This window comes from Planomonospora sp. ID82291, from assembly GCF_015711645.1.
Classification (GTDB): Bacteria; Actinomycetota; Actinomycetes; order Streptosporangiales; family Streptosporangiaceae; genus Planomonospora.
The window spans coordinates 1,067,814-1,091,722 of record NZ_JABTEX010000003.1 but is presented as its reverse complement, the minus strand read 5'-3'; the positions used below and the strand labels follow the sequence as shown (position 1 = coordinate 1,091,722).

At 74.0% G+C, this 23,909-nt stretch carries 23 protein-coding genes; 12 read left to right on the top strand and 11 right to left on the bottom strand.

Going from position 1 to position 23,909, the window contains the following annotated elements:
- Positions 1–8: 8 nt before the first annotated feature.
- Positions 9–1,163: an acyl-CoA dehydrogenase family protein gene (locus tag HS045_RS24070; protein ID WP_196453646.1), complete on the top strand. Its 1,155-nt coding sequence runs from the start codon at positions 9–11 to the stop codon at positions 1,161–1,163.
- Between the two features lie 126 nt (positions 1,164–1,289).
- On the opposite strand, the gene HS045_RS24065 is transcribed toward HS045_RS24070, so the two are convergent.
- From HS045_RS24065 to HS045_RS24055, 3 genes are all read right to left on the bottom strand, one after another.
- A complete protein-coding gene (locus HS045_RS24065; RefSeq protein WP_196450359.1) occupies positions 1,290–2,510 on the bottom strand; it encodes an IS110 family transposase in 1,221 nt (406 codons plus the stop codon).
- 270 nt (positions 2,511–2,780) lie between these two features.
- Positions 2,781–3,476, bottom strand: a complete 696-nt coding sequence (locus HS045_RS24060; RefSeq protein WP_196453645.1) for an SDR family oxidoreductase — start codon at positions 3,474–3,476, stop codon at positions 2,781–2,783.
- A 183-nt stretch (positions 3,477–3,659) separates the two neighbouring features.
- Entirely contained in the window at positions 3,660–4,406 is a 747-nt protein-coding gene (locus HS045_RS24055; RefSeq protein ID WP_196453644.1) for a Clp protease N-terminal domain-containing protein, read from the bottom strand.
- A 94-nt stretch (positions 4,407–4,500) separates the two neighbouring features.
- Here HS045_RS24055 and HS045_RS24050 point away from each other — a divergent pair, with 94 nt between their 5' ends.
- The gene (locus HS045_RS24050) at positions 4,501–4,929 is read left to right on the top strand and encodes a DUF6157 family protein (RefSeq protein ID WP_196453643.1); all 429 of its coding nucleotides are present in this window, start codon (positions 4,501–4,503) and stop codon (positions 4,927–4,929) included.
- Between the two features lie 137 nt (positions 4,930–5,066).
- On the top strand, positions 5,067–6,422 hold the full coding sequence (locus tag HS045_RS24045) for a glycoside hydrolase family 6 protein (RefSeq protein WP_196453642.1): 1,356 nt from the start codon (positions 5,067–5,069) through the stop codon (positions 6,420–6,422).
- Between the two features lie 103 nt (positions 6,423–6,525).
- On the opposite strand, the gene HS045_RS24040 is transcribed toward HS045_RS24045, so the two are convergent.
- The 3 genes from HS045_RS24040 to HS045_RS24030 form a co-directional block, all read right to left on the bottom strand.
- Positions 6,526–8,259: a hypothetical protein gene (locus tag HS045_RS24040; protein WP_196453641.1), complete on the bottom strand. Its 1,734-nt coding sequence runs from the start codon at positions 8,257–8,259 to the stop codon at positions 6,526–6,528.
- Positions 8,260–8,323: 64 nt separating this feature from the next.
- Positions 8,324–9,394: a PfkB family carbohydrate kinase gene (locus HS045_RS24035; protein ID WP_307827676.1), complete on the bottom strand. Its 1,071-nt coding sequence runs from the start codon at positions 9,392–9,394 to the stop codon at positions 8,324–8,326.
- Between the two features lie 54 nt (positions 9,395–9,448).
- On the bottom strand, positions 9,449–10,387 hold the full coding sequence (locus HS045_RS24030; protein WP_196453640.1) for a pseudouridine-5'-phosphate glycosidase: 939 nt from the start codon (positions 10,385–10,387) through the stop codon (positions 9,449–9,451).
- 229 nt (positions 10,388–10,616) lie between these two features.
- On the opposite strand from HS045_RS24030, the gene HS045_RS24025 reads away from it, so the two are divergent.
- The 6 genes from HS045_RS24025 to HS045_RS24000 all read left to right on the top strand — a co-directional run bounded on the left by HS045_RS24025 (position 10,617) and on the right by HS045_RS24000 (position 18,428).
- Entirely contained in the window at positions 10,617–11,522 is a 906-nt protein-coding gene (locus tag HS045_RS24025) for a LysR family transcriptional regulator (protein WP_196453639.1), read from the top strand.
- Positions 11,523–12,121: 599 nt separating this feature from the next.
- A complete protein-coding gene (locus tag HS045_RS24020) occupies positions 12,122–12,832 on the top strand; it encodes a response regulator transcription factor (protein ID WP_196453638.1) in 711 nt (236 codons plus the stop codon).
- Positions 12,833–12,850: 18 nt separating this feature from the next.
- Positions 12,851–14,302 carry a HAMP domain-containing sensor histidine kinase gene (locus tag HS045_RS35915; protein WP_196453637.1) on the top strand — a complete coding sequence of 484 codons (1,452 nt, stop codon included), beginning with the start codon at positions 12,851–12,853 and terminating at the stop codon, positions 14,300–14,302.
- Between the two features lie 115 nt (positions 14,303–14,417).
- Positions 14,418–15,620 carry a bifunctional glycosyltransferase family 2/GtrA family protein gene (locus HS045_RS24010; protein ID WP_196453636.1) on the top strand — a complete coding sequence of 401 codons (1,203 nt, stop codon included), beginning with the start codon at positions 14,418–14,420 and terminating at the stop codon, positions 15,618–15,620.
- Complete coding sequence (locus HS045_RS24005; protein WP_196453635.1) at positions 15,617–17,659, top strand: glycosyltransferase family 39 protein; 2,043 nt, start codon at positions 15,617–15,619, stop codon at positions 17,657–17,659. Before HS045_RS24010 ends, HS045_RS24005 begins: the two co-directional genes overlap by 4 nt.
- A gap of 130 nt (positions 17,660–17,789) precedes the next feature.
- Positions 17,790–18,428 (top strand): TetR/AcrR family transcriptional regulator, encoded by a 639-nt coding sequence (locus HS045_RS24000; RefSeq protein ID WP_196453634.1) that lies wholly within the window; start codon positions 17,790–17,792, stop codon positions 18,426–18,428.
- Positions 18,429–18,556: 128 nt separating this feature from the next.
- Here the strand turns inward: HS045_RS24000 and HS045_RS23995 are convergent, their stop codons facing one another.
- The 5 genes from HS045_RS23995 to HS045_RS23975 form a co-directional block, all read right to left on the bottom strand.
- Entirely contained in the window at positions 18,557–18,817 is a 261-nt protein-coding gene (locus HS045_RS23995) for a hypothetical protein (protein WP_196453633.1), read from the bottom strand.
- Between the two features lie 66 nt (positions 18,818–18,883).
- A complete protein-coding gene (locus tag HS045_RS23990) occupies positions 18,884–19,735 on the bottom strand; it encodes a helix-turn-helix transcriptional regulator (RefSeq protein WP_196453632.1) in 852 nt (283 codons plus the stop codon).
- Between the two features lie 187 nt (positions 19,736–19,922).
- The gene (locus HS045_RS23985) at positions 19,923–20,129 is read right to left on the bottom strand and encodes a hypothetical protein (protein ID WP_196453631.1); all 207 of its coding nucleotides are present in this window, start codon (positions 20,127–20,129) and stop codon (positions 19,923–19,925) included.
- A 106-nt stretch (positions 20,130–20,235) separates the two neighbouring features.
- Entirely contained in the window at positions 20,236–21,078 is an 843-nt protein-coding gene (locus tag HS045_RS23980) for an enoyl-CoA hydratase-related protein (RefSeq protein WP_196453630.1), read from the bottom strand.
- Positions 21,079–21,412: 334 nt separating this feature from the next.
- Positions 21,413–21,784 (bottom strand): YciI family protein, encoded by a 372-nt coding sequence (locus tag HS045_RS23975; protein WP_196453629.1) that lies wholly within the window; start codon positions 21,782–21,784, stop codon positions 21,413–21,415.
- Positions 21,785–22,075: 291 nt separating this feature from the next.
- On the opposite strand from HS045_RS23975, the gene HS045_RS23970 reads away from it, so the two are divergent.
- From HS045_RS23970 to HS045_RS23960, 3 genes are read left to right on the top strand one after another with little or no spacing between them, the layout of a single operon-like run.
- A complete protein-coding gene (locus tag HS045_RS23970; protein ID WP_196453628.1) occupies positions 22,076–22,279 on the top strand; it encodes a hypothetical protein in 204 nt (67 codons plus the stop codon).
- Between the two features lie 32 nt (positions 22,280–22,311).
- Entirely contained in the window at positions 22,312–22,653 is a 342-nt protein-coding gene (locus HS045_RS23965; protein WP_230884561.1) for a YciI family protein, read from the top strand.
- Positions 22,654–22,692: 39 nt separating this feature from the next.
- The gene (locus HS045_RS23960; protein ID WP_196453627.1) at positions 22,693–23,895 is read left to right on the top strand and encodes an RNA polymerase sigma factor; all 1,203 of its coding nucleotides are present in this window, start codon (positions 22,693–22,695) and stop codon (positions 23,893–23,895) included.
- Positions 23,896–23,909 lie beyond the last annotated feature (14 nt).

Below are 23,909 nucleotides of genomic sequence, written 5' to 3'. Positions count from 1 at the left end.
CCGCAGCGATGAAGCTGACCGAAGAGTACGAGGACCTGCGCAAGACCGTCGAGGCGTTCGCCCGCGACGCGGTCGCCCCGGTGATCGGGGAGCTGTACGAACGCGAGGAGTTCCCCTACGACCTCGTCCGCCAGATGGGCCGGATGGGCCTGTTCGGCCTGCCCATCCCCGAGGAGCACGGCGGCATGGGCGGCGACTACTTCGCGCTCTGCCTCACTCTGGAGGAACTGGCCCGGGTCGACTCCAGCGTGGCCATCACCGTCGAGGCGGCCGTCTCGCTGGGCGCCATGCCGATCTACCGCTTCGGCACGGCCGAGCAGCGCGCGCGGTGGCTGCCGAAGCTGGCGAGCGGCGAGATGCTGGGCGCGTTCGGCCTGACCGAGCCGGGCGGCGGCTCCGACGTGCCGGGCGGCATGCGCACCACCGCCGTGCTCGACGGCGACGAGTGGGTGATCAACGGCTCGAAGGCGTTCATCACCAACTCCGGCACCGACATCACCGGCGTGGTCGGCGTGGCCGCGATCACCGGGCGGCGCGCGGACGGCCGTCCGGAGATCTCCACCATCCTGGTCCCGGCCGGCACCCCCGGCTTCACCGTCGCCAAGAAGTACTCCAAGGTCGGCTGGAACTGCTCCGACACCCGCGAGCTCTCCTTCACCGACTGCCGGGTCCCGGCGGAGAACCTGCTGGGCGAGCGGGGCCGCGGCTACGCGCAGTTCCTGCAGACCCTCGACGAGGGCCGCATCGCGATCGCCGCCCTCTCGGTGGGCCTGGCCCAGGGCTGCGTGGACGAGTGCCTGGGCCACGTCCGCGAGCGCCAGGCGTTCGGCCACCCGATCGGCCACTACCAGGCCATCCAGTTCAAGATCGCCGATATGGAGGTCCGCGCGCACACCGCCCGCCTGGCCTATTACCACGCGGCGGAGAGGATGCTGGCGGGCGAGCCGTTCAAGAAGGAGGCCGCCATCGCCAAGCTGGTCTCCTCCAACGCCGCGATGGACAACGCCCGCGACGCCACCCAGATCTTCGGCGGCTACGGGTTCATGAACGAGTACCCCGTCGGCCGCTTCTACCGCGACGCGAAGATCCTGGAGATCGGCGAGGGCACCAGCGAGGTGCAGCGCATGCTGATCGCCCGCGAGCTGGGCCTGTCCGACCTGTGACCCGGGGCGCGCGGAAGGGGCGGGGCGAGAGCCGGTACGTCCCTTGCCCGCGGTGACGGACCGCCGCCGCCCGCCCGGCCGTCCCGATCGAGACCGGGCGGGTCAGACATCCCTGGAGCTTGGATGTCAAGCGGCGAGGTCGTGGTTGCGGTGTGACCAGGCGGTCGCCCGGTCGTAGAGGGTGTGGTTCTTGAGGCAGCCGTGGAGGATGCCGACGAGGCGGTTGCCGACCTGGCGCAGGGCGGCGTTGTGGCTGACGTCGCGGGCTCTGATCTGGTCGTAGTAGGCGCGGGCGTCCACGTCGTGCAGGAGGGCGCAGGAGGCTTGCAGGTGCAGGGCGTCGACGAGCCGATCGTTGTGGACGAACCGGGCGTGAACGGTCCGCGTCTTACCGGACTGCCGGGTGACCGGCGAGGTACCGGCATAGTTCTTGCGTGCCTTCGCGCTGGCATAACGCCCGGGAGCGTCTCCGAACTCGGCGAGCACCCGGGCGCCGAGAACGACGCCGATGCCGGGCTGACTGAGGATGACCTCAGCGTCCGGGTGCCGGCCAAAATGCGCCTCGACCTCGTCTTCCAGGGTCTTGATCTCCGTGTTGAGGGTGGCGATGACCGCGGCCAGTGCCCGCACGGTCGAGGCGTAGGCAGCGGTGACCAGATCGGCCTGGCCCAGTTGCTCGGACCGCAGCACCTGCTTGATCGTCTCGGCCTTGGCCGGGATATCCCGCCGCCCCTTCAGCGCGGCAGCGATCTGGACGGCGGTGAGCTTCGCCGCTGTCGCCGGAGTGGGGGCCTTGACCAGGAGTTTCAGCGCAGCATCCGAGGTCAGGCCGAGGGGCTTGTAGGCCTCCAGAGCGGCGGGGAAGTAGTCCCGCAACGCCACCCGCAGCCGGAGCATGTGGCGGGTGCGTTCCCACAACAGCGTCTGATGGGCGCGGGTGACGACCTTGACCGCCTCGGCGACCTCGGAGTCGCCGGCGACCTCCCGCAGCTGGTTACGGCGGGTACGGATCATGTCGGCCAGCGCGTGCGCGTCGCCCTTGTCGCTCTTGGCCCCCGACGAGCCGAGGATCTCCCGGTGCCGGGCGGCCTGCTTGGGGTCCACCCCGAACACCCGGTATCCCGCCGCCCGCAGCGCCCGCACCCACGGGCCCCGATCGACCTCGATGCACACCAGCACCTGCGCCGGCTCGCCGTCCTCCGGCACGAACCGGCCCACCAGCTCGTGGAAGCGGGACATCCCGGCCATCCCCTCGGGCAACCGGACCCGCTTCAACACCCGGCCCTGCTCGTCCTGGACCTCCACATCGTGGTGATCCTCAGCCCAGTCATCTCCGACGAACAGCATTCGAACCTCCGTGATCGACACCGGTTTCAGCAGCCCGCAGGAGCCGGTCGGCGACCTAATGGACCAGTGCTCACCCCAACCCGCGGGGGGCACGACATCCCATCAGCGATCAAGACCCCTGACCACCGGCGAGGGCACGATCTGACCCTAGGACTCACGGTCCAGGAGGCGAGAGTGCTCACTCACCAGCGGCTACCAGGCATCGAGTCTGCCAGTGAGGCGGACCCGGTAGTTCCCATTAGGAGGCCGTGATGGACCGGGGCGGGCGGTTCAGGCGCGCCAGCCGCCGTCCACGGTCAGGTCGACCGCGTTGACGGCGCGGTTCTCCAGCAGGAAGACCGATGCGTCGACCACCTCGGCCATGGTCGGGACGCGGCCGGTGAGGGTCCGCTCGGCGACGACCTCCAGCAGCGCGGCCCTGCCCGTCCAGGACGGGGTGTCGGCCACGACGCCCGGATGGATCGCGTTGACCCGCACCGGCGCCATCTCCGCCGCCAGCGTGGCCACCATGCCGGTGATCCCGCCGTTGACGATGGACACGGTCGTGGAGCCGGGGTACGGCCGCTCCCGGGCGATCCCGCCGAACAGCAGGATCGAGGCGTCCCGGGACAGGCGTGGCGCCAGCGTGTGCACCACCTCGGTGTAACCGACCAGCTTCAGGATCGTCAGCCCGGTCGCCCGCCCGTGGTCGTAGTCGGCGAGGGTGTTCTGATCGCGGTCCACGGCCACCAGGGCCAGCCGGTCCACCTCGCCCACGTCGGCGAGCGCGGCGGCCGTGGCGCCGGGCTCGGTCAGGTCCAGGGCGATCCCGCGGGCCGTGCCGGGGCCGTCGAGCCCGGCGGCGACCCGGGCGGCCCGGTCGGCCCGGCGGCCGGTCACCACGACCGCCCGGCCCCGCCGCACGAAGTGCCGCGCCAGCTCCAACCCGATTCCGCCGGTGCCCCCGACGATCACTACCTCACCCATGCGACCCGCCCTTCCTCACGTACGGCCATTGCGGACGACGTTAGGAGGTCGCGCTTGGAGGACGCTTGGGACGCTCTTGCGGTCCGGGTCCCCGGCGGGCGCAGGGTTTCCCGCCCGCCGGGGACCCGGACCGCCTCCGAGGCGCCGTCCGCCCGGGCGAGCAGGAGACCGGTCCCGCCGGGGTCACTCCTGTTCGCGGGCCGCCGCCGCGACCGCGGCGGCGAGGGCCTCGCCGATGTAGGCCTCGGCGGCGGCCTTGGTGACGCCGAGGCCGGAGAGCACGCCCGTGCCGTCCTCGAGCTCCAGCAGCGCGAGCAGGATGTGCTCGGTCCCGATGTAGTTGTGGCCCAGCCGCAGGGCCTCCCGGAAGGTGAGCTCCAGGGCCTTGCGGGCCTGCGGGCCGTACGGGACGAGGTCGGGCACCTGCTCGGACGCCGGGGGCAGCGCCTCGGTGGCGGCCTGCCGCACGGTCTCCAGCGGCACGCCCTGGGCGACGAACAGCCGGGCGGCGATCGCCTCCGGCTCGCTCAGCAGCCCCAGCACCAGGTGCGCGGGGCCGATCTCGGCGTTGCCCGCCGCCGTGGCCGCGTTCGTCGCCGCCATCACGACGTTCCTCGCCCGGGGGGTGAACCGCTGGAACCCCTGGCCGGGGTCGAGGTCGGAGGGGTCGCCGGGGTCCTTGGGGACGAAGCGCTTCTGGGCCGCCTGCTTGCTGACGCCCATGCTCCGGCCGATGTCCGTCCAGGACGCGCCCGAGCGCCGCGCCTGGTCCACGAAGTGGCCGATCAGGTGGTCGGCCACGTCGCCGAGGGCGTCGGCGGCGATGACCGCGTCGGAGAGCTGGTCGAGGACGTCGGGGTGGACCTTCTTGATGGCCTCGATGAGGTCGTCGAGGCGGACGGGATTGGTGAGCTGGACAGGTTTCGTCATGCGTCAACCATAGGTTGACGATCCCGAAACGTCAACTCCAGGTTGACGATTGGCGACGGCTGTCCCGTCCGGGGCGTTCCGGCATGATGGGGAGGTGGATCTCAACTACTACGACACGCTCATCGCGGTCGCCGAGGACTGCCCGGTCGACGAGAGCGCGGTGCCGCCTGCGGGCCGGGACGGGAAGAAGACGATCGCCGCCGTGCAGTTCGAGATGCTCTCCGGCGACCCGGGCGGGCTCACCCAGGAGGACGTGCTGTTCGAGACCTGGGTGCGGCGGCAGGAAGGGCTCGGTGCGGTGACGGAGGATGAGCGCGCGGAGCTGCGGGCGCGTCTCTTCGTCAAGCCGCAGGCGTGCCTGCGGGCCTCGCCCCTGCCGAAGAGGTACGGCTGGGGCCTGCTGTTCGACGCGCGGGGCCGTATCACGCTGTGCCCGATGGAGTCGGAGGACTACCGCCGGATCGTCGACGGCTCCGTTCCGGACGTCGTGGTCCGCCGGGCGATGCGCTCCCGCCGGGGCTGAAACTTTCACCTGTCGGTTACGGCGTCCGTGCAGTTCAGGAACCCGACGTCCGGACGGGGGCCGTGCGCGGCTAGGTGGGGGAAAGGCGTGCGGCTAACTTGGGAGCGCTCCCATCCACCCCCTAAGGAGCCTCTCCCATGTCGAGAAAGTCCATCCTGGCCACGGTGTGCGCGGCGCTGGTCGTGGCCTCCGGCGCCGCGGTCTCCCTGGCCGCCGGAGCGTCGGCGGCCGATTCCTCCTTCTACGTCGACCCGGAGACCGGCGCGGCCACGTGGGCCGCCGCCAACCCCGGCGACCCCAGGGCGGCCGTGATCCGCGACCGGATCGCCTCCGTGCCCCAGGCGCGCTGGTTCACCACGACGAACACCTCGACGGTCCGCTCGCAGGTGTCGGCGTTCGTCGGCGCGGCCGCGGCCGCGGGCAAGACGCCCATCATGGTCGTCTACAACATCCCCAACCGCGACTGCAGCGGGGCCAGCACCGGCGGGGCGCCCGACCACACGGCCTACCGGCAGTGGATCGACGAGCTGGCCGCCGGTCTACAGGGACGCCCGGCCTCGATCATCCTCGAACCCGACGTGCTCCCGATCATGACCAACTGCATGAGCTCCTCCCGGCAGCAGGAGGTCAACGCCTCCCTGGCGTACGCGGGCAAGAAGCTGAAGGCCGCCTCCGGCCAGGCGAGGGTCTACTTCGACATCGGCCACTCGGGCTGGCTGGGCGCGGGTGAGGCCGCGGCCCGGCTGCGGGCCGCCGGCGTGGCCGACAGCGCGGACGGCATCGCGCTCAACGTCTCCAACTACCGGTGGACCTCCACCGAGACGGCGTACGCCAAGAGCGTCATCTCCGCCACGGGGGTCTCCCGGCTCCGCGCGGTCATCGACACCAGCCGCAACGGCAACGGCCCGGCGGGCAGCGAGTGGTGCGACCCGGCCGGCCGGGCGATCGGCACGCCGAGCACGACGGACACCGGCGACCCGATGATCGACGCGTTCCTCTGGATCAAGCTGCCGGGCGAGGCGGACGGCTGCATCGCCGGAGCCGGGCAGTTCGTCCCGCAACGGGCCTACGATCTGGCGATGGCGGCCCCGCACACGCCCACGGCGACGCCGACGGCGACCCCCACGGCGACCCCCACGGCGACCCCTACGGTGACTCCCACGGTGACCCCCAGCTCCACGCCCATCGCCGGCCGGGCCTGCACGGCGGCCTACAAGACGGTCACCTCCTGGCAGGGCGGCTTCCAGGCCGAGGTGACCGTCAAGAGCAGCGGTAGCGCGGCGCTCTCCGGCTGGACCGTGACCTGGTCCTTCCCGAACGGCCAGACCGTCGGCCAGCTCTGGAACGGCCGGTACGCCCAGAGCGGCGCCGAGGTCTCGGTGCGCAACGCCGACCACAACGGCGGCCTCCCCTCCGGCGCCTCGGCGTCCTTCGGGTTCACCGGAACCGGGAGCGGCGGCGCGCCGTCCTCCGTGAGCTGCTCCGCCACCTGACCGGGCGGAGCCCGCGACCCGGTACGGCCCGCGTCCGACGCGCATCCCCGCGGGCCGTACCGGACCGGGGAGCGCGGCGGTCGGCGAGCGGAGGGCGCGGCGGTCAGCTGGGCAGCTGGGCCTCCAGCCGGTAGCCGTCCACGGTCACGTAGACCTGGTCGCCCGGCCGGGCGTTGAGGCGCATCAGCACGGGCTGGAGCGAGTCGAAGACCGGGTGGTCCCGCCAGACGAGGACCACCGCGTTGTCACCGGGGCCGGTCACCGACAGCAGCGTGCCGGGACGCATGCCGAGACGGGTGGCGTACCCCTCGGGCACGGCCACCGGCGCCCCGCGCAGGTGCTCGCTGGTGACCTCGATCCGCTGCCAGCGGCCGGGGTCGGTGGCCGGGTTGGGCGGCGGGGGCATCGGCGCGCGTTCCCGGTGGCTGGTGATCAGGTGCGGCCGGCTGCTGCCGGACAGCGCCGAGAGCGCGGCCAGGGCCGCACGGGGGTCGATCGAGCCGGCGTCGACCTGCGGGATCGGCTGACCGCCGCGGTGGTGGCCGTTGGCCCCCGGCGTACGGCGGGGCAGCTGCTTGGCGCCCGCGCCGTCGGACGAGGCGGAGGACTCCCCGGGCGCCGCGACCGCGGCGAGCGCGTCCAGCCACGCCTGCGCGGAGTGGGTGCGGATGCCGAGCTGGTGCTCCATGAGCGCGAAGAGGTCGGCGTCGGCCGGTTTGCTCGCCAGCAGCCGGGTGGTCCGCTCCCGCAGGCCGCCCAGGTCGCCGACGACGAGCCAGCCGTCCTGGAGCCTCCGGTCGGGCATGAGGGTGACCAGCACCCGCCAGAGCGGGGTGCCGAGCGTGGGGACCTCGACGGGGTGCGCGGGATCGGCGCCGATGAGCTGGTCCTCGGTGGCGGCGGCGCCCAGCCACTCGGTGAGGCCGAACATGTGACCGGTCAGCGGGGCCGACTCCGAGGAGCGCAGCCAGAGCAGGATGCGCTCCTCGGCGGCGCGCTGGGCCGCCGACAGGGCACCGAGGTCGGCGTTGAGCTTGTGCGCCAGCGCGCGCAGGCTGATCGGGTCGACGGCGAAGAGGCGGTCCACGGCGACGGCCCGCTCCAGCGGGCTCCAGTCGCGGAACATGTTGTCCACCAGGCGGACCAGCGGGTAGTCGCTGATGTCGACCCGGGGCGCGGCGGGCCGCTGGGGCAGCGGGGCCTGAGCCGCCGGAGCGGGGGCCGGGGCGGCCGGCGCCGGAGGCGGGGCCTGCGCGGGCACCGGGACGGTCGGCGGGGCCTGCGCGGGCACCGGGACGGTGGGAGGAGCCTGGGCCGGGGCGGCCTGCGGAGCGGAGACGGGAGCCCCGGCGGGCGCGGGAGGAGCGGCCTGCGCGGCGGCGGGCGCGGCCGGGGCGACCTGCTCGGTGAGGCCCGGGATCCGGCCGAGCACCTCGCGGAACATCGCGGTGACCACGACCTCGGGGGAGGCGGGCACGGCGGACCCGGTGAGGTCGCCGGCGGTCAGGCGGCGCAGCCGGGACCAGCCGCCCAGGCCGGCGATGGCCGAGCGCGCGGGCTCCGGCCAGTCGGGGAGGGTGGGGTCGACGGTGTGCACGTGCAGGGCGGGCAGCACGTCGCTCAGCGGCAGGTGCTCCCACCGGGCGACCGAGAGCCGGGCCAGCCGGTCGCAGACCCAGTCGAGCCCGGCGGCGCCGAGGGCTTTGGGGAGGGTGACGGAGGACCACCAGCCCGCGGGCAGGCGCGGGTCGGCCAGGGCTTCGGCGACCTGCTGCTGCCGGCTCCAGCGCAGGGCCGGGACCAGATCACTCAGGCAGATCGATGACTCGGCGTCCATCGGTTGACCGCAACCTCCCCAAAGTGACACATGTGGCTAATGGTGCAGCCTACGCCGCAAGCTATCAATTGGTCTTAAGAGGGTAAAGCTGGTTGGAACCCAGATCAGACCGTAGGATACGCGGACGACCACCGATGACCGTAACAGCTTCGGCGCCCGCCCGGCTCCCGGCTTCCAGTGCGGCCTCGTCGTCGGCCCCCGCCAGCAGAGCCGTGAGCAGCCCGGCGGCGAACGCGTCCCCCGCCCCGGTGGAGTCCACGGCCTGGACGGCGAGACCGGGAACCCGGGCGGTCAGGCGTCCGCGCCTGGCCATCACGGCTCCCCGGGAGCCGAGTTTCACCGCCGCCGCGCCGTACCGGAGGCTGAGCCGCTCGGCGGCCCGCTCGGGCGCGGTCTCGCCGGTCAGCAGCAGCGCCTCGTCCCGGTTGGGGATCAGCAGCCCGGCCGGCTCGGTCTCGCGGACGAACCGCTCGATCCCGAAGTCGCGCAGGAAACCCGTCGAGGCGGGGTCCACACTGCTGGACAGGCCGCGCCGGCCGGCCTCGGCCAGGAGCAGGCGGGCCAGGAGCAGGCCGGGCTCGGCGAAGAGGAGGTAGCCGGACAGGTGGACGTGGGCCACCCCGTCGAGCAGGGCCGGGTCCCAGTCGGCGGGGCCGAGACGGCCGCCCGCGCCCCGGTTGGTGAGCATGGAGCGCTCCCCGGTCCCGTCGACCACGGCGATCACCACGGCGGTCGGACGGTCCGGGTCCGGGCGCAGGTGCGGCCGGACCCCGGCGCGCCGCAGCTCGGCCTCGTGCCAGCCGCCGGTGTCGGCGCCGACCCGGGACAGGAAGCACACGTCCGCGCCCAGGCGGGCGGCCCAGGCGGCGGTGTTGGCCCCCGAGCCGCCCGGACGCAGCTCGATGTCGGCGGCGGTGTCCGTTCCGGCGGCCAGACCCGAGAACCCGGCCTGGCCGTGCAGCGCCACGACGTCGGTGACCACGTCGCCGACCACCAGCAGGCCCCCGCGGCCCGCGGTCCCGTCTCCGGCGGCGGTCCCTCCGGCGCCCGCCGCACGCCCGGCGGCCTCACCGGGCGCGGCCGTCCCGGTGCTCCGGGTGCCTCCGGTGTCCTCGGTGCTCCCTGCGTCCTCCACGGGGCCTTCCGCGGGGCTGTCCGCGGGGCCTTCCACGGGGTCCTTCACGGGATCTCAGTCCCCCCGGCTCCAGGACCGGGCGATCCCGGCGGCCAGGCGGACGTTCCCGCGCACGGCGGCCAGGTTCGCCTCCAGGGAGGCGCCGCCGGTGCCGCGCACCAGGTAGCCGAGGAGGAACGGGGTGATCGCCTGGCCGGTGACCTCCTCCCGCTCCGCCGCGGCGAGGGCCTCGGCGAGCACGCGGTCGTGCAGGCCGGGATCGAGCTGCTGGTCGCGGGGGACCGGGTTGGCCACGATCAGGGCGGTCTCCGGGCCGCCGAGGGCGTCCTGGGCCCGCATGGCGGCGGCGGCCTCCTGCGGGGTCTCGATCCGCCACTCGACCGGCCGGCCGGAGGTGTGCAGGTAGAAGCCGGGGAACTCGTCGGTGCGGAACCCCGCGACGGTGACGCCCCGGGTCTCCAGCCGCTGCAGGGTGGCCGGGACGTCCAGGATCGACTTCACGCCCGCGCACACGACGGTGATGCGGGTACGGCTGAGCGCGTCGAGGTCGGCCGACTCGTCCTGGTCGGCGGTCCACTCGCGGTGCACGCCGCCGAGCCCGCCGGTGGCGAAGACCCGGATGCCGGCCCGGGCGGCGAGGAACGAGGTCGCCGAGACCGTGGTCGCGCCGCTCGCCTTCAGCGCCGCGGCCAGGGGCAGGTCGCGCAGGCCCAGCTTGCGCAGGCCGGACTCGGAGGCGATCCGCTGGAGCCCGGCGGCGTCCAGGCCGATGTGCGCGACCCCGTCCAGCACCGCGATGGTCGCGGGGACGGCCCCCTCCTCGCGGACGATCTCCTCCAGCTCGGCCGCGACCTCCAGGTTGCGGGGCTGGGGGAGGCCGTGCGAGATGATCGTGGACTCGAGCGCCACGACGGGGGAGCCCTGCGCCAGCGCCTCGGCCACCTCCTCGGAGGGGCGGAGGACGTTGTCGGGCGGCTGCTGGGTGGTACGCATGGGCGGGTTCTGCCTCCCGGGTCCGGGGCCGGGGATCACCCGGCCGGAACAGTGCGAACGGTTGTTTTCCGCTTCGAACAAGCACGTTACGGCATGGCGCGGCGGCGTCCGCCCGGAGGTCGGGCCGGGACCTCTCCGGAAGAAAAATAATCTACATCGTAAAGGAGGGATCCGGGCGCGGCCTCGGGGGGAACCGCGGGCATCCGGCGCCAGGCCATAGCCTGGGGCTATGAGCACCCTGCCCGACCTGGAGTCCCTGCGGTTGCTCGTCGACGTCGAGAGGCTGGGCAGCCTGGGGCAGGCGGCGCGGGCGGCGGGCATCGCCCAGCCCTCGGCGAGCAAGCGGATCGCGCTCCTGGAGCGCCGCCTGGGCCTGACCCTGCTGGAGCGCACCCCCCGGGGCTCCACGCTCACCTCCCAGGGGACGATGGTCGCGGCCTGGGCGGCGCAGGTGCTCGCGGCGGCCGAGGAGCTGATGCGCGGGGCGGAGGCCGTACGGCACGCGCGGGCGGCGCACCTGCACATCGCGGCGAGCATGACCGTGGCCGAGTACCTCCTGCCGCGCTGGCTGGGGGAGTTGCAGAGCCGGGAGCCGCAGGTCCAGGTCGGGCTGGAGGTGCAGAACTCGGCGGAGGTGGCCAGGCTGGTCGGCGGCGAGGCGGGCGGGATCGAGCTCGGGTTCGTGGAGGGGCCCTCGGTGCCGCAGGGGCTGGCCTCCCGGGTGGTGGCCGCCGACCGGCTGGTGGTCGTGGTCGCGCCGGGCCATCCGTGGGCGCGCCGCCGTACGCCGCTGCTCGCCGCGGAGCTGGCCGCGACCCCCCTGGTGGTCCGCGAGCGCGGCTCCGGCACCCGGGAGACCCTCGACCGGGCGCTGGCCGGGCACGCCGTCGCGGCCCCCCGGCTGGAGCTCGGCTCGAACGCCGCGGTCAAGGGCGCCGCCCGCCAGGGCTCGGCCCCGGCGGCGCTGAGCGGGTACGCGGTCGAGGGGGAGCTGGCCACCGGGCGACTGGCCGAGGTGGCGACCGCCGGCATCGACCTGGAGCGCCGCCTGCGGGCGGTCTGGCGCCGGGGGCGCCCGCCCACCGGTCCCGCCGCGGTCCTGCTCGCGATCGCCCTCGGCGCGGCCAGGGGCTGAGTGCGCGGCCCTGTGCGCGACCGCACGCGGTCCGGCCGAGAGGCGGGTGCGGGGTCCGGCCGAGAGGCGGGTGCGGAGTCGGGTCGAGAGGCGGGTGCGGAGTCGGGTCGAGAGGCGGGTGCGGAGTCGGGGCGGACCGGACATGCGGGAACTATGGACCTGTTTGTCCTTTTCGAGGTAGGGTGCCCGGCATGGCAGCTGCCGAGGTGGCGCACCCGGTCCGGTCCCCCGGGCTTCCCGCTACGACGTCGCCGTCGCCGGAGGCGGCCACAACGGCCTGGTCGCCGCGGCCTACCTCGCCCGCGCCGGCCGCCGGCCGAGGTGTACTGCCACTCGCTGACCGACCCCTCCATCCTCGGCCCGGAACTGCGCGCGGCCGGAGCCCGGACGATGACCCTGTTCGGCCTGCACATGCCCGCACGGCTGTTCCGTGCCGACCCCGCCGGGGCGCGGGAGGAGGCGGTGCGCGCGACCCTCGCCTCGACTGTCGTGACGGCCGCGGGCCGACGGTGCCGCCGCCGTGACGGCCGCGGGCCTTCGTGCGCGAACCTCGGGGTCCCTTCATGAGCCTCTCATGAAGGGTCTCTAGCGTTGCAGGCATGGGCGACGGTGAGGCGGCGCGGGTGCTGGTCGTGGACGACGAGCCCGCGCTCAGGGAGGCGCTGCAGAGCAGCCTGGAGTACGAGGGCTACCGGGTGGGCCTGGCCGGCGACGGGCAGGCCGCGCTGGAGGTCCTGGAGCGGGAGCCGTACGAGGTGGTGCTGCTGGACGTGATGATGCCCCGCCTGGACGGGCTGACCGCCTGCCGCAGGCTCCGCGCGGCCGGGAACCACGTGCCGGTGCTCATGCTGACCGCGCGCGACGCCGTGGGCGACCGCGTGTCCGGGTTGGACGCCGGGGCCGACGACTACCTGGTCAAGCCGTTCGAGCTGGACGAGCTGCTGGCCCGGGTCCGGGCCCTGCTGCGGCGCGGGGCGCTGGCCGCCCCGGCGGCGGAGGAGGAGCCCGGCGTGCTCGTCTGCGGCGACCTGCGGATGGACACCGCCGGCCGGGAGGTCGTCCGGGCGGGCGTCCCGCTGGAGCTGACCCGGACCGAGTACCTGCTGCTGGAGCTGTTCATGGTGCACCCCCGGCAGGTGCTCACCCGCGAGCAGATCCTCAGCGAGGTGTGGGGTTTCGACTTCGAGCCGTCGTCCAACTCCCTCGACGTCTACGTGATGTACCTGCGGCGCAAGACCGAGACGGGCGGGCTGCCCCGGCTGATCCACACCGTCCGCGGCGTCGGCTACGTGCTGCGGACGTCGCCGTGAGCACGCCGTGAGCACGCCGTGAGGACGGCCCCCCGCTCCCTGCGCTCGCGGCTGACCCTGCTGGTCGCGACGGCCGTCGCGGTGGCGATCGCGGTGTGCGCGGGCGCCTGCTGGTTCCTCGTCCGCTCCGAGCTGCTGGACCAGGTGGACCGCTCCCTGCGGAGCCCGAAGGGGCCGCAGGGCGTCGAGTGGATCGAGCGGTACTGCTCCGGGGCGGGGCCGGACCGCCCGCCGCCGCCCCGGCTGGCCCTCCTCCAGCTGGTCGACGCGGCGGGACGGACGTGCGCGATCGGCACCGAGGTCGAGGTCGTCCCCGCCGACCGGGAACTGGCGGGGGCGCCCCGGGGCACGGAGGCGATCCGCGACGGGGTGACCGCGGACGGCGACGAGGTCCGGGTGCTGGCCGAGAGCGTCGGCGGCGGCCTGGTGATGATGGAGTCCCGGCCGCTGGGGGAGTTCCAGTCCACGCTGACCACGCTCGCCGGGATCCTGGCCGGGGTCGCCGCGCTCGGCGTGGTGGGCGCGGCGACCGCGGGCCGGCTCATCGCCCGTACGGCGCTGCGGCCGGTGGAGCGGCTGACCGGGGCGGTGGAGCACATCGCCAGGACCGAGGACCTCGGCACCCGCATCCCGGTCGAGGGCACCGACGAGCTCGCCCGCCTCGGCGCCTCCTTCAACGCGATGACCGCCGCGCTGGCCGGGTCCCGGGAGCGCCAGCGGCGGCTGGTCGCCGACGCCGGGCACGAGCTGCGCACCCCGCTGACCAGCCTGCGCACCAACATCGACCTGCTGCTGCGCAGCGAGGGCTCCGGCCGCCCGCTGCAGCCCGCCCCCAAGCGCAGGCTGCTGGCCAGCCTCAAGGCCCAGTTCGAGGAGATGTCCGCGCTGGTCGGGGCGCTGCTCCAGCTCTCCCGGGGTGACAGCGAGCACGCGCCGCGCGTCGAGGTGGCCTTCCACGAGGTGGTCGGGGCGGCCGTGCAGCGGGCCCGGCTGCGCGCCCGCGACCTGCCGATCGAGACCGACCTCGGGCCCTGGTACGTCCACGCGGACCCGGCCGCGCTGGAGCGCGCGGTGGTCAACCTGCTCGACAACGCGGTGAAGTTCTCCGCGGACCCCGACTCCGACTCCGGCCCCGACTCCGGTCCCGGCCCCGACTCCGGCCCCGACTCCGGCGGCGGCGCGGCGGGCGGCGCGGCGCGGGAGCCGGTGGTGGTACGGCTCCGCGACGGCGAGCTGACCGTGCGCGACCACGGTCCCGGCATCGACCGGGAGGAACTGCCCTACGTCTTCGACCGGTTCTGGCGCTCGCCCTCGGCGCGGAGCATGCCGGGCTCGGGCCTGGGCCTGGCGATCGTGGCGCAGGCCGTACGGGAGGCCGGGGGAGAGGTCGCCCTGGAGAACGCCGCCGGCGGCGGGGCCGTCGCCCGGCTGCGCCTTCCCGGCACCCCGGCGGCGGGCGGCGGGTCCTGAGCCCCGGCGGGTCCGCTTTTCTCACCTCGCGTTAACGCTCGCCTCAGGATCGCCCCAGACCGCGTGCCGAATCTGGGGCCATGAGAGAGCAGAGTCGCCATCCGCGGGGGGAAGCATGGATCAGCTGACGGTTCCGGCGCCGGTGCGCATCCGGCTGGTCGAGGTCGTCGTGCCCGTGCACAACGAGCAGCGGGTGCTGGCCGAGAGCGTCCGCCGCCTGCACGCCTACCTGACCGGCACCTTCCCGTACGGCTTCCGCATCACCGTCGCCGACAACGCCAGCACCGACGCGACCTGGCGGATCGCCCTGGACCTGAGCCGGGAGCTGCCGCACGTGCACGCCGTCCACCTGGACGCCAAGGGCCGGGGCCGGGCGCTGCGCAGGGTCTGGTCGGAGAGCGCCGCGGACGTGGTCGCCTACATGGACGTGGACCTGTCCACCGACCTGGACGCGTTCCTGCCGCTGGTGGCCCCGCTGCTGTCGGGCCACAGCGACCTGGCCATCGGCACCCGCCTGTCCCGGGGCGCGAACGTGGTGCGCGGGCCCAAGCGGGAGTTCATCTCGCGGACCTACAACCTGATGCTCCGCGGGGCGATGGGCGCGGGCTTCTCCGACGCCCAGTGCGGGTTCAAGGCGGTCCGCACCGAGATCGCCCAGGCGCTGCTGCCGGCGGTCGAGGACGAGGAGTGGTTCTTCGACACCGAACTGCTGCTGCTCGCCGAGCGGCACGGGCTGCGCATCCACGAGGTGCCGGTGGACTGGGTGGACGACCCCGACAGCCGGGTGGACATCGTCAGGACCGTCATGGACGACCTGAAGGGCATGGCGCGCGTGGCCCGCAGGACCCTGTCGGGCCCGGCCCGCATCCCGGTCCCGCCGCGGGTCGGGAACGCCCGGCTGCCCAGCGGCATGGCCCGCCAGCTGCCCAGCTTCGTCGCCATCGGCCTGGTCAGCACCCTGGCGCACCTCCTGCTCTTCGTCGCGATGCGGCTGCTGATGCCCGCGGTGCTCGCCAACGGCCTCGCCCTGGTCGTCACCGCCGTCGCGAACACCGCGGCCAACCGCCGCTTCACCTTCGGCGTCACCGGACGCGCCGGGGCGCTGCGTCACCAGCTCGAAGGCGGCCTGGCCCTGGCCGTCGGCCTCGCGCTGAGCACCGGCGGCCTCGCCCTGCTGGACCTGATCGTGCCGGACGCGTCCACCGCCGCCGAGGCCGCCGCGGTCATCGCCGCCAACGCCCTCGCCACCCTGGTGCGCTTCCTGCTGCTGCGCGCCTGGGTCTTCCACCCCCGCCGCACGAAGGAGACCTCCCGATGAACGGCCCCGCGCCCGTCGCCTCCACCGGTCCCGCGCCCGTCGCCTCCACCGGTCCCGGAGCGGCCGCCGGCGCGCCCCGGTGGGCGCGTCCCGGCCTGTGGGCGGTGCTGGCGCTGGCGGCCTTCCTGTACACCTGGGCGCTCGGCCGGAACGGCGACGCCAACGACTACTACGCCGCCGCGATCCTGTCGGGCACGCAGAGCTGGAAGGCGTTCTTCTTCGGCGCGCTGGACGCCGGGTCGTTCATCACCGTGGACAAGCCGCCGGTCGCCCTGTGGGTGATGGGCCTGTCGGCGAGGATCTTCGGCTACGGCACGTGGAGCATGCTCCTGCCCCAGGCGGCCGCGGGCGTCGCCTCCGTCTGGGCCGTGCACGCGGCGGTGCGGCGCTCCCTGGCGGAACTGCCGGGCCGCCTGCCGTGGGCCGCCGGGCTGGCCGCGGCCCTGGTGATGACGCTGACCCCGATCACGGTCGCGATCAACCGGGACAACAACCCCGACACGGTCCTGGTGCTGCTCCTGGTGCTGGCCGCCTGGTTCTGCCTGGAGGCGGTGCGCGACGGCCGGACGCGCACGCTGGTCGTCTCGGCCGTCCTCGTCGGCTTCGCCTTCAACACCAAGATGCTCCAGGCCTACCTGGTGGTCCCGGCCTTCGCCCTGACCTATCTGGCGCTGGCGCCGGGCACGGTACCGCGGCGGTTCGGCCGCCTGCTGGCCGCGGGCGCGGCCCTGGCCGTCTCCAGCGGGTGGTGGATGCTCGCGGTCGACCTGTGGCCGGCCGGGAGCCGTCCCTACGTCGGCGGCAGCACCGACAACTCCGTCCGGGACCTGGTCATCGGGTACAACGGGCTCGGCCGGATCTTCGGCGGGAGCGGCGGGGGAGGCGGCGGAGGCGGCGGCGGGTTCGGCGGGGAGGCGGGCGCGGGACGCCTGTTCAACGACGTCATGGCCGGTCAGATCTCCTGGCTGCTGCCCTTCGCGGCCCTGGCGCTGGTCTGCGGCCTGGTCCTGGCCACCCGCCGGTCCCTGACCGGCGCCCGCGCGGCCCTGCTGCTGTGGGGCGGCTGGCTGGTCGTGCACTACGCGGTCTTCAGCTTCTCCAGCGGCACCTTCCACCCGTACTACACCACCGCGATGGCCCCGGCCGTCGCCGCGCTCACCGGGATCGGCGGGGTGCTGATGTGGCGGGCCTACCGCGAGTCCCCGGCCTGGGCGTGGGCGCTCCCGCTCGGGATCGCGGTCACCGGGGCGTGGTCGTTCACCGTGCTGCGCCGCACCGCGGACTTCGTGCCCTGGCTGGCCTGGGCCGTGGCGGGGGCGAGCGCGGCGGCGGTGCTCGGGCTGGCCGCGGCCCGCCTCGGGCGGCGGGTCCGGCAGCGGATCGCCGCGGTCGCGCTGCTGACGGGGGTTCTCGGCGCCCTGGCCGGTCCCGCCGCCTACGCGCTGACCCCGCTCGGTGCTCCCGTCAACGGGACGAACCCGACCGCGGGCCCCGCCGGAAGCGGTGGTCTCGGAGGCATGCGCGGTTTCGGGGGGATGCCGGGCGGCGCGCGGGAGGGCTTCCCCGGCGACGGGACGCGGCCGGTCCCGCCGGAGGGCCCGCCCGGAGACGGCGGGATGCGAGGCGGTCCCGGCGGGTCCCTGAGCGCGGAGATGATCGCCTACCTGAAGGAGAACCGGGGCGGGGCGACCTGGCTGGTGGCGGTGGGCAGCGCGCAGAGCGCCTCGTCGGCCATCCTCTCGACGGGCCTGCCCGTCATCGCGATGGGCGGATTCACCGGAAGCGACCCCGCCATGACCGCGGACCGCCTCCAGGAGCTCGTCGCCTCCGGGCGGCTGCGGTACGTGGTGCCCGGCGGAGGGCGGGGCGGAGGGCGGGGCGGCCCCGACGGCGGGGGCTCCTCGGAGGTGAGCGCCTGGGTGCAGGCCAACTGCACCGTCGTCGCCGCCGCCGAGTACGGCGGCACCCAGGAGAGCGCCGCCGAGTACGGCGGCACCCAGGAGAGCGCCGCCGACCGGTCCCTCTACCGCTGCGGTTGAACCGGCGCGCCCCGCCGCTGAACAGGCGTGCCTCCCCGTCCCCGGCGGACCGCCGGCCCCGGCCGTACCGGCGGCCCCGGCGGTCGTCGCGGGGCGGGGCGGGGGAGGCGCGCTGTTGTAGTCTTGCGCCGTGCAGAGCGGAGAAGGGGCGCGCGGCAGCCGCGCGGACCAGGCGGACCAGCGGCGGGCGGAACTGCTCGACGCCGCCCGGAGGGTCGTGCTGGAGCGAGGACTGGCCGGCACCCGCGTCGCCGACATCGCCCGGGCGACGAACGTGAGCGGCGGACTGATCCACTACCACTTCGCCACCAAGGACGATCTCATCACCGAGATGCTCCGCAGCACGACCGAGTCGGAGATCCAGCGGCTCAGGGAGATCGTCGACGGCCCGGGGACGGCGGTGCAGCGGCTGGACAGCGTCCTGCGCCTGTGCATCCCCGCCTCCAGGGACGACCAGGGCTGGATCCTCTGGCTGGACGCCTGGGCGGTCGGAGTGCGCGAGGAGCACGTCCGGACCATCCTGCTGGAGTTCGAGGGCGCCTGGATCGAGATCCTCCGCGAGGTCATCACCCAGGGCGTGACGCTGGGGGAGTTCGCGTGCGACGACCCGCAGGGCGCGGCCGAGCGCCTGGACGGCATGCTCGACGGCCTGGCCATCCGCTACACCCTGGACGCGGGGAACATGTCGAGGAGCCGGCTGCTGCACCACGCCCGCGTCGCCGCCGCCCGCGAGGTCGGCCTGGACCCCTCGGTCTTCCCCGTCTCCTGAGGCGGGGCCCTTCCCCGCCGCCCGCGGGCGGGTCCGGATCCTCCGCAGGCGCGCGGGAGAACGCGGCGGGAACCCCTCCGGACGGGATCCGAGCGGGATCCGAGCGGGATCGGGGCGGAGCGCCGCGCTCAGGCGGGCATGGCCGCCAGGAGGTAGGCCAGGCGGGCCGCGGCGGCCTCGACGTCGTCGGTGCTGCCGAGCCGGTATCCCCACGAGGTGATGAACCCGCCGTCCGGCGAGCAGGTGACGGTCTCCGCCAGGGTCTCGCTGAACCGGTTGCGGACGCGGACGTAGGCCGGATCCCCGAACGAGACCCCTGACAGGGACAGGTCGGCGTGCGAACGGGTCGCCGTGGCGAACCTCTCCAGACAGGACAGCGTGTCGAGCATCGTGCCTCACCTCCGTCCCCCCGAGGATTGCACGATCTTCGGAACTTAATCAAGCAATTGCGGAGATCATTCCGTCGATTGCCTGGTGAGATCCTCCAGAACCCGGACGATCACCGCCCGCGCGTCCTCGCGGAAGGCCGCCACCTCGCAGAACTCCTCGAAGGCCTGTTCGTAGAAGGTGACGTCCTCCGAGTCGCGCAGGACCAGGTTCCGGGTACGGGTGGGCACCGCGACCTGCTCCCGGTCGTAGATCCAGAAACCGTTGAGCAGCGCGGAGGGCAGGGGCGCCTCGAAGGGGACGACGCCGAACTCCACGTTCGGCAGCGCGGTCACGGCGAGCAGCCGGTCGAGCTGGCCGCACATCACGTCCAGCGGCGCCAGCCGGTAGCGCAGTGCCGCCTCGGGCAGGACGAAGCGGAACCGCTTGCGCTGGTCGTAGAGGATCTCCTGGCGCTGCATGCGGACCCGGATGGCCGCGTCGACCTCGTCGGGGGCCTTGTAGAGGCGTTTGAGCCGGTTGAAGACGCTCCGGGCGTACTCGGTCGTCTGCAGCAGGCCGATGACCAGGCCCGGCTCGAACGCCCGCAGCAGTGTGGTCCGCGCCTCCAGGTCGCGGATGTCCTCCTGGAGCGCGGCCAGGCCGCTGCGGTGCCGCTGCCGCCAGGAGTCCTGGCGCTCCAGCAACCCGGTGAGCTCCTCGGTGAGCTCCTCGACGATCTCGGGAGCGGCCTCCACGGCCCGTCCCCACGCGCGGATGTCGTCGACGGTGGCGGTCTGGCGGGCGTTCTCGATGCGGGAGACCTTGGAGGCCTGCCAGCCCAGCCGCTCGGCGAGTTCCTTGCCCGACAGGCGGGAGTCCTCCCGCAACTGCCTGAGCCGCACGCCCATCTCGGTGCGGGCCTGCTGGAACTCGCTCATCCGTCGTCCTCCTGGTGGGCGGCCTGCACGAGGGTAGACGCCAGGTGAGGATCATGCCATAGGGCTGTCGCAATCGTGATCGACATGTGCGGCGGGCGTGCTCCGCGGCCGGCCCCCGCGGGATCGCGGCGACCCGCGGGCGGTCCGCGGGCGGCCCGGCCGCGGTCCGGGGCGGCCCGGGGCCGGTTCAGGGGAGCACCCGCCGGGCGATGTCCACGAGGAGCTCGCGGGGGACCTCGACGGCGGTCTCCCCCTCCAGGACGTGCCGGAGTCCGGACAGGGCCTCGGGGTCGGTCACCAGGAGGCCCTGGACGACGACGGTGCCGCGGTCGGTCTCGTAGAGGGAGGGGCAGGCGCCCGCCTCGGAGGTGGAGCCGAGAAACCGCAAACGCATGATGGGTCCTTCCCCGCACGGCATCGCAACGCAATTGCGCGCAATCCTAAATGGATCACAGGGGGAGAACGGGGTGAATCGATGAACTTTCGGGAACGCGGGGAGGTCAGACGCCCCGGACGGGCTTTTCGGCCTCCGCCGACGGCTCCGGGCGCGGGACCCAGGACGGCAGGCGCTTCTCCATGAAGGCGGCGATGCCCTCCTGCCCCTCGGCGGAGGTGAAGCGCTGGGCCGACAGCTCGGCCATCCGGCGCATGCCCTCCTCCACCGGCAGGGCCGGCACGGTCCGCACCAGCTGCTTGGTGATCGCCAGCGCCTCGGGGCCGCCGCGCAGCAGCATGTCGGTGTAGCGGGCGACGGTGGCGTCCAGCTCCTCCTCCGGGACGGCCCGGGTGAGCAGGCCGATCTCCTGGGCGCGGGCGGCGTCGAAGACCTCGCCGGTGAGGAGGTACTCGGCCGCGGCCCGCGGGTCGAGCCGCCGCAGCACGGTCACCGCGATCATGGCGGGGACCACGCCCAGCCGGACCTCGGTGAACGCGAACGAGGCCGAGTCCGGGGCGATCGCGAAGTCGCACGCCGCGACCAGACCGAGCCCTCCGGCGCGCGCGGTGCCGTTCAACCGGCAGACGACCGGCTTGGGACTCTCCCAGATCATGCTCATGATCTCCGGGAACGACGCCGTCACCGGCGCCTCGTGCGCGCCGCCCGGCTCGGACCGCTGCTCCTTCAGGTCCGCTCCGGCGCAGAACACCGGCCCGGTCCCGGTCAGGACGATCACCCGCACGCTCTCGTCGGCCAGCGCCCAGTTGAGCCGGTCCTCCAGGTCGCCGAGCAGCCGCACGGACAGCGCGTTGCGGTTGCGCGGCGAGTCGAGCGTGATGGTGGCGACCCCGCCGGACACCTCCTTGCGCACCAGCCGCTCCACCGGCCAACCTCCGTCGGTGTTCATTCCGCCCACTTCCCTCGTCGGCGCGCCGCGGACGCGTCTCCCGTCCCGCCCGGCGCGTTCACAATCGCTTCCAGCGTGAAGGCCCCGGCTCTCGGTCCGGAGTCCTCGGCTCCGGCTCCCCCGATCGCGGCCGGCACGGCTCCCGTCTCGGCCCGGCGGCCCGATCGGCGCCTCCGGCCGGATCACCGCGCCCGCGGCGGGCGCGGCGATCCGGCGTTCCACCCTCCTCGCCTCTCATACCACGATCACCCGCCCGGCGGTGACCCGATCCCCCGGACGGCCGCGGCCGCACCCATCGGATCCGGCCGCTGCCCCGGCGCCCGGCCCCGCACGATCACCCGTCGGCCTGCGGGACCTCGTCGCTCCCGGGCACCCGCCGGACCTCGATCTTGGACCCGGGGGCCGCCGGGACCCGCTTGGTCCACTCGACCGCCTCCTGCTTCGAGGCGACGTCGAGCAGGAAGAAGCCCCCGAACAGTTCCTTGGTCTCGCCGTACGGCCCGTCCGTGACCACCGGGACCTCGCCGCTGAAGTCGACCACGACGCCCTGGCCCGGGTCGTCCAGCCCCTCCGCCGCGAGGAGGACGCCGGCCTTGGCCGTCTCCTCGACGAACTGGTGGGTCGCGGTCATCATCGCGTCGATGTCGGCCATCATGGCCGCGTTCGACTCGTCGGTGCCCCGCATGATCAGCAGGTACTTCGGCATCGTGTTCTCCTCATCCGGTGGGGCCGCCTCTCGACCCTCCCACCTCCAGGTCGAACGAGCAGCCCGCGGATCGACACGGCCCCGGAGAAATCGCCCGCCGCGACGCGGCGATCCCCGATCTTCACCGGAAGTGTCGTACCGGCCTGGCCGCGAATCGTCTTACTGATGAGACAGGTGAGCAGACCGCCCGGCAGGGGGACGGACGAGGGGACCACCATCCGATCACCCCGCCGGAGCGGCGGCCGTCACCGAGCCGGAACAGATCAACGATTCCTCGAAACGGAGCAGGTCATGAACCCGACGATGAACACCGTCGACATCGTGGTGTCCGGCAGGCAGGCGGCCATCGCCTTCTACGCCCGGCTCGGGCCGGAGTTCACGCTCGATCCGAACACCGCCGAGCCGTTCGACGCGTTCCGGGGGATGCGGTACGCCACCGTGGCGGACCCGGACGGCACCGGTATCGACCTGTACGCCGCCCTGCCCGCCACCTGACCCCGGCCCTTCGACCCGTGAGGATAACGCGCATGAAGTACGTGCTGATGTTCGTCGAGACCGAGCAGTTCGCCGGAGATCTGGAGGCGACGGACGAGGCCGGGCGGGAGGCGGCGTACGAGGCGGTGGGCCGCTGGTTCGCCGAGCACGCCGACAAGATCACCCACCATACCCGTCTGCACCCGGTGCACACCGCCACCACGGTCCGGCTGGACGGCGGCGCGGAGCCGATCGTCACCGACGGGCCGTTCGTGGAGGGCAAGGAGGTGGTCAGCGGGTTCGCCGAGATCGAGGTGGCCGACCTGGACGAGGCGCTGGCCCTGGCGAGATCCTGGCCGGCGTGTCCGGTGGTGGAGATCCGCCCCGCCTCATGACCGGAATCGCAGCCGGTGCGGCGAGCGGGAGGCCGGGGCGTGGGTGAGCAGGAAGCGCACGAGGCGCTGGCCCGCGTGGTGCGCGAGCACGCGGGCCGGCTGGCCGCGTCCCTGACGTCGCTGCTGGGCGACTTCTCCGCTGCCGAGGACCTGGTGCAGGACGCCATCGAGACCGCGCTCGAGCGCTGGCCGGTCGAGGGCGTGCCCGAGCGGCCGGACGCCTGGTTGCTGGTCGTGGCTCGGCGGCGCGGCCTGGACGTGCTGCGCCGCGAGTCGACCTACCGGGCCAAACTGGTTCAGTTGACCTGGCCGGTCCCCGCGCAGCCGGATGACCGGCTGCGGCTGGTGTTCACCTGCTGCCACCCGGCGCTGTCCCGGAGCGCGCAGATCGCGCTGACGTTGCGCGTGGTGTGCGGGTTGAGCACCGCGCAGATCGCCGCGGCGTTCCTGGTGCCCGAGGCCACGGTGGCCCAGCGGATCACCCGCGCCAAGAAGAAGATCACCGAGGCCGGGATCCCCTACAGGATCCCGGCCGCGCACGAGCTGCCGACGCGGCTGGAGCAGGTGCTGGCGGTCGTCTACCTGCTGTTCAACGAGGGATATCTGTCCAGCACCACCGAGCGCGCCCAGGCGCGCGCCCTGGTCGCCGACGCCGAGTGGCTGGCCGCGCTGCTGGTGAACCTGCTGCCCAAAGAGCCCGAGGCCTCCGGGCTGCTGGCGCTGATCCGGCTGCACCGGGCGCGCGCCGCCGCCCGCTTCGACGCGGCCGGCCGCCTGGTGCTGCTGGCCGACCAGGACCGCACCCTGTGGGACCGCAAGGCGATAGAGGACGCGGTCGCGCTGCTCATCCGCACCGCCCGCACGCACCGGCGGCCGGGGCCGTACCAGCTGCAGGCCGCGATCGTCGCCTGCCACGCCGAGGCGGCGTCCTTCGCCGCCACCGACTGGCGGCAGATCACGGTGCTGTACGACCTGCTGCTGGCTCTGGCACCGTCCCCGGTGACCCGGCTGCACCGAGCCGTCGCACTGCGCTACACCGCCGGACCCGAGGCGGCACTGGCCGAGCTGGAGCAGCTGGGTGGGGCGCTGGAGCGCTACCCGCTCCTCCACGCCACCCGTGCCGAACTGCTGCGGGACCTGGGCCGCCACGCCGAGGCGCGTCAGGCCGACGCGCGGGCGCTGGAGCTGACCGCCAACCCCGCCCAGCAGGCCCTGCTGGAAGAGCGGCTGCGCTGGGACTGATCCGGCCCCGGCTC

Coding starts and splice junctions, on each gene's coding strand:
- HS045_RS24070 (WP_196453646.1), top strand. CDS start 9: ATGAAGCTGACCGAAGAGTACGAGGACCTGCGCAAGACCGTCGAGGCG.
- HS045_RS24065 (WP_196450359.1), bottom strand. CDS start 2,510: ATGCTGTTCGTCGGAGATGACTGGGCTGAGGATCACCACGATGTGGAG.
- HS045_RS24060 (WP_196453645.1), bottom strand. CDS start 3,476: ATGGGTGAGGTAGTGATCGTCGGGGGCACCGGCGGAATCGGGTTGGAG.
- HS045_RS24055 (WP_196453644.1), bottom strand. CDS start 4,406: ATGACGAAACCTGTCCAGCTCACCAATCCCGTCCGCCTCGACGACCTC.
- HS045_RS24045 (WP_196453642.1), top strand. CDS start 5,067: ATGTCGAGAAAGTCCATCCTGGCCACGGTGTGCGCGGCGCTGGTCGTG.
- HS045_RS24040 (WP_196453641.1), bottom strand. CDS start 8,259: ATGGACGCCGAGTCATCGATCTGCCTGAGTGATCTGGTCCCGGCCCTG.
- HS045_RS24030 (WP_196453640.1), bottom strand. CDS start 10,387: ATGCGTACCACCCAGCAGCCGCCCGACAACGTCCTCCGCCCCTCCGAG.
- HS045_RS24025 (WP_196453639.1), top strand. CDS start 10,617: ATGAGCACCCTGCCCGACCTGGAGTCCCTGCGGTTGCTCGTCGACGTC.
- HS045_RS24020 (WP_196453638.1), top strand. CDS start 12,122: ATGGGCGACGGTGAGGCGGCGCGGGTGCTGGTCGTGGACGACGAGCCC.
- HS045_RS24010 (WP_196453636.1), top strand. CDS start 14,418: ATGGATCAGCTGACGGTTCCGGCGCCGGTGCGCATCCGGCTGGTCGAG.
- HS045_RS24005 (WP_196453635.1), top strand. CDS start 15,617: ATGAACGGCCCCGCGCCCGTCGCCTCCACCGGTCCCGCGCCCGTCGCC.
- HS045_RS23995 (WP_196453633.1), bottom strand. CDS start 18,817: ATGCTCGACACGCTGTCCTGTCTGGAGAGGTTCGCCACGGCGACCCGT.
- HS045_RS23990 (WP_196453632.1), bottom strand. CDS start 19,735: ATGAGCGAGTTCCAGCAGGCCCGCACCGAGATGGGCGTGCGGCTCAGG.
- HS045_RS23985 (WP_196453631.1), bottom strand. CDS start 20,129: ATGCGTTTGCGGTTTCTCGGCTCCACCTCCGAGGCGGGCGCCTGCCCC.
- HS045_RS23980 (WP_196453630.1), bottom strand. CDS start 21,078: ATGAACACCGACGGAGGTTGGCCGGTGGAGCGGCTGGTGCGCAAGGAG.
- HS045_RS23975 (WP_196453629.1), bottom strand. CDS start 21,784: ATGCCGAAGTACCTGCTGATCATGCGGGGCACCGACGAGTCGAACGCG.
- HS045_RS23970 (WP_196453628.1), top strand. CDS start 22,076: ATGAACCCGACGATGAACACCGTCGACATCGTGGTGTCCGGCAGGCAG.
- HS045_RS23965 (WP_230884561.1), top strand. CDS start 22,312: ATGAAGTACGTGCTGATGTTCGTCGAGACCGAGCAGTTCGCCGGAGAT.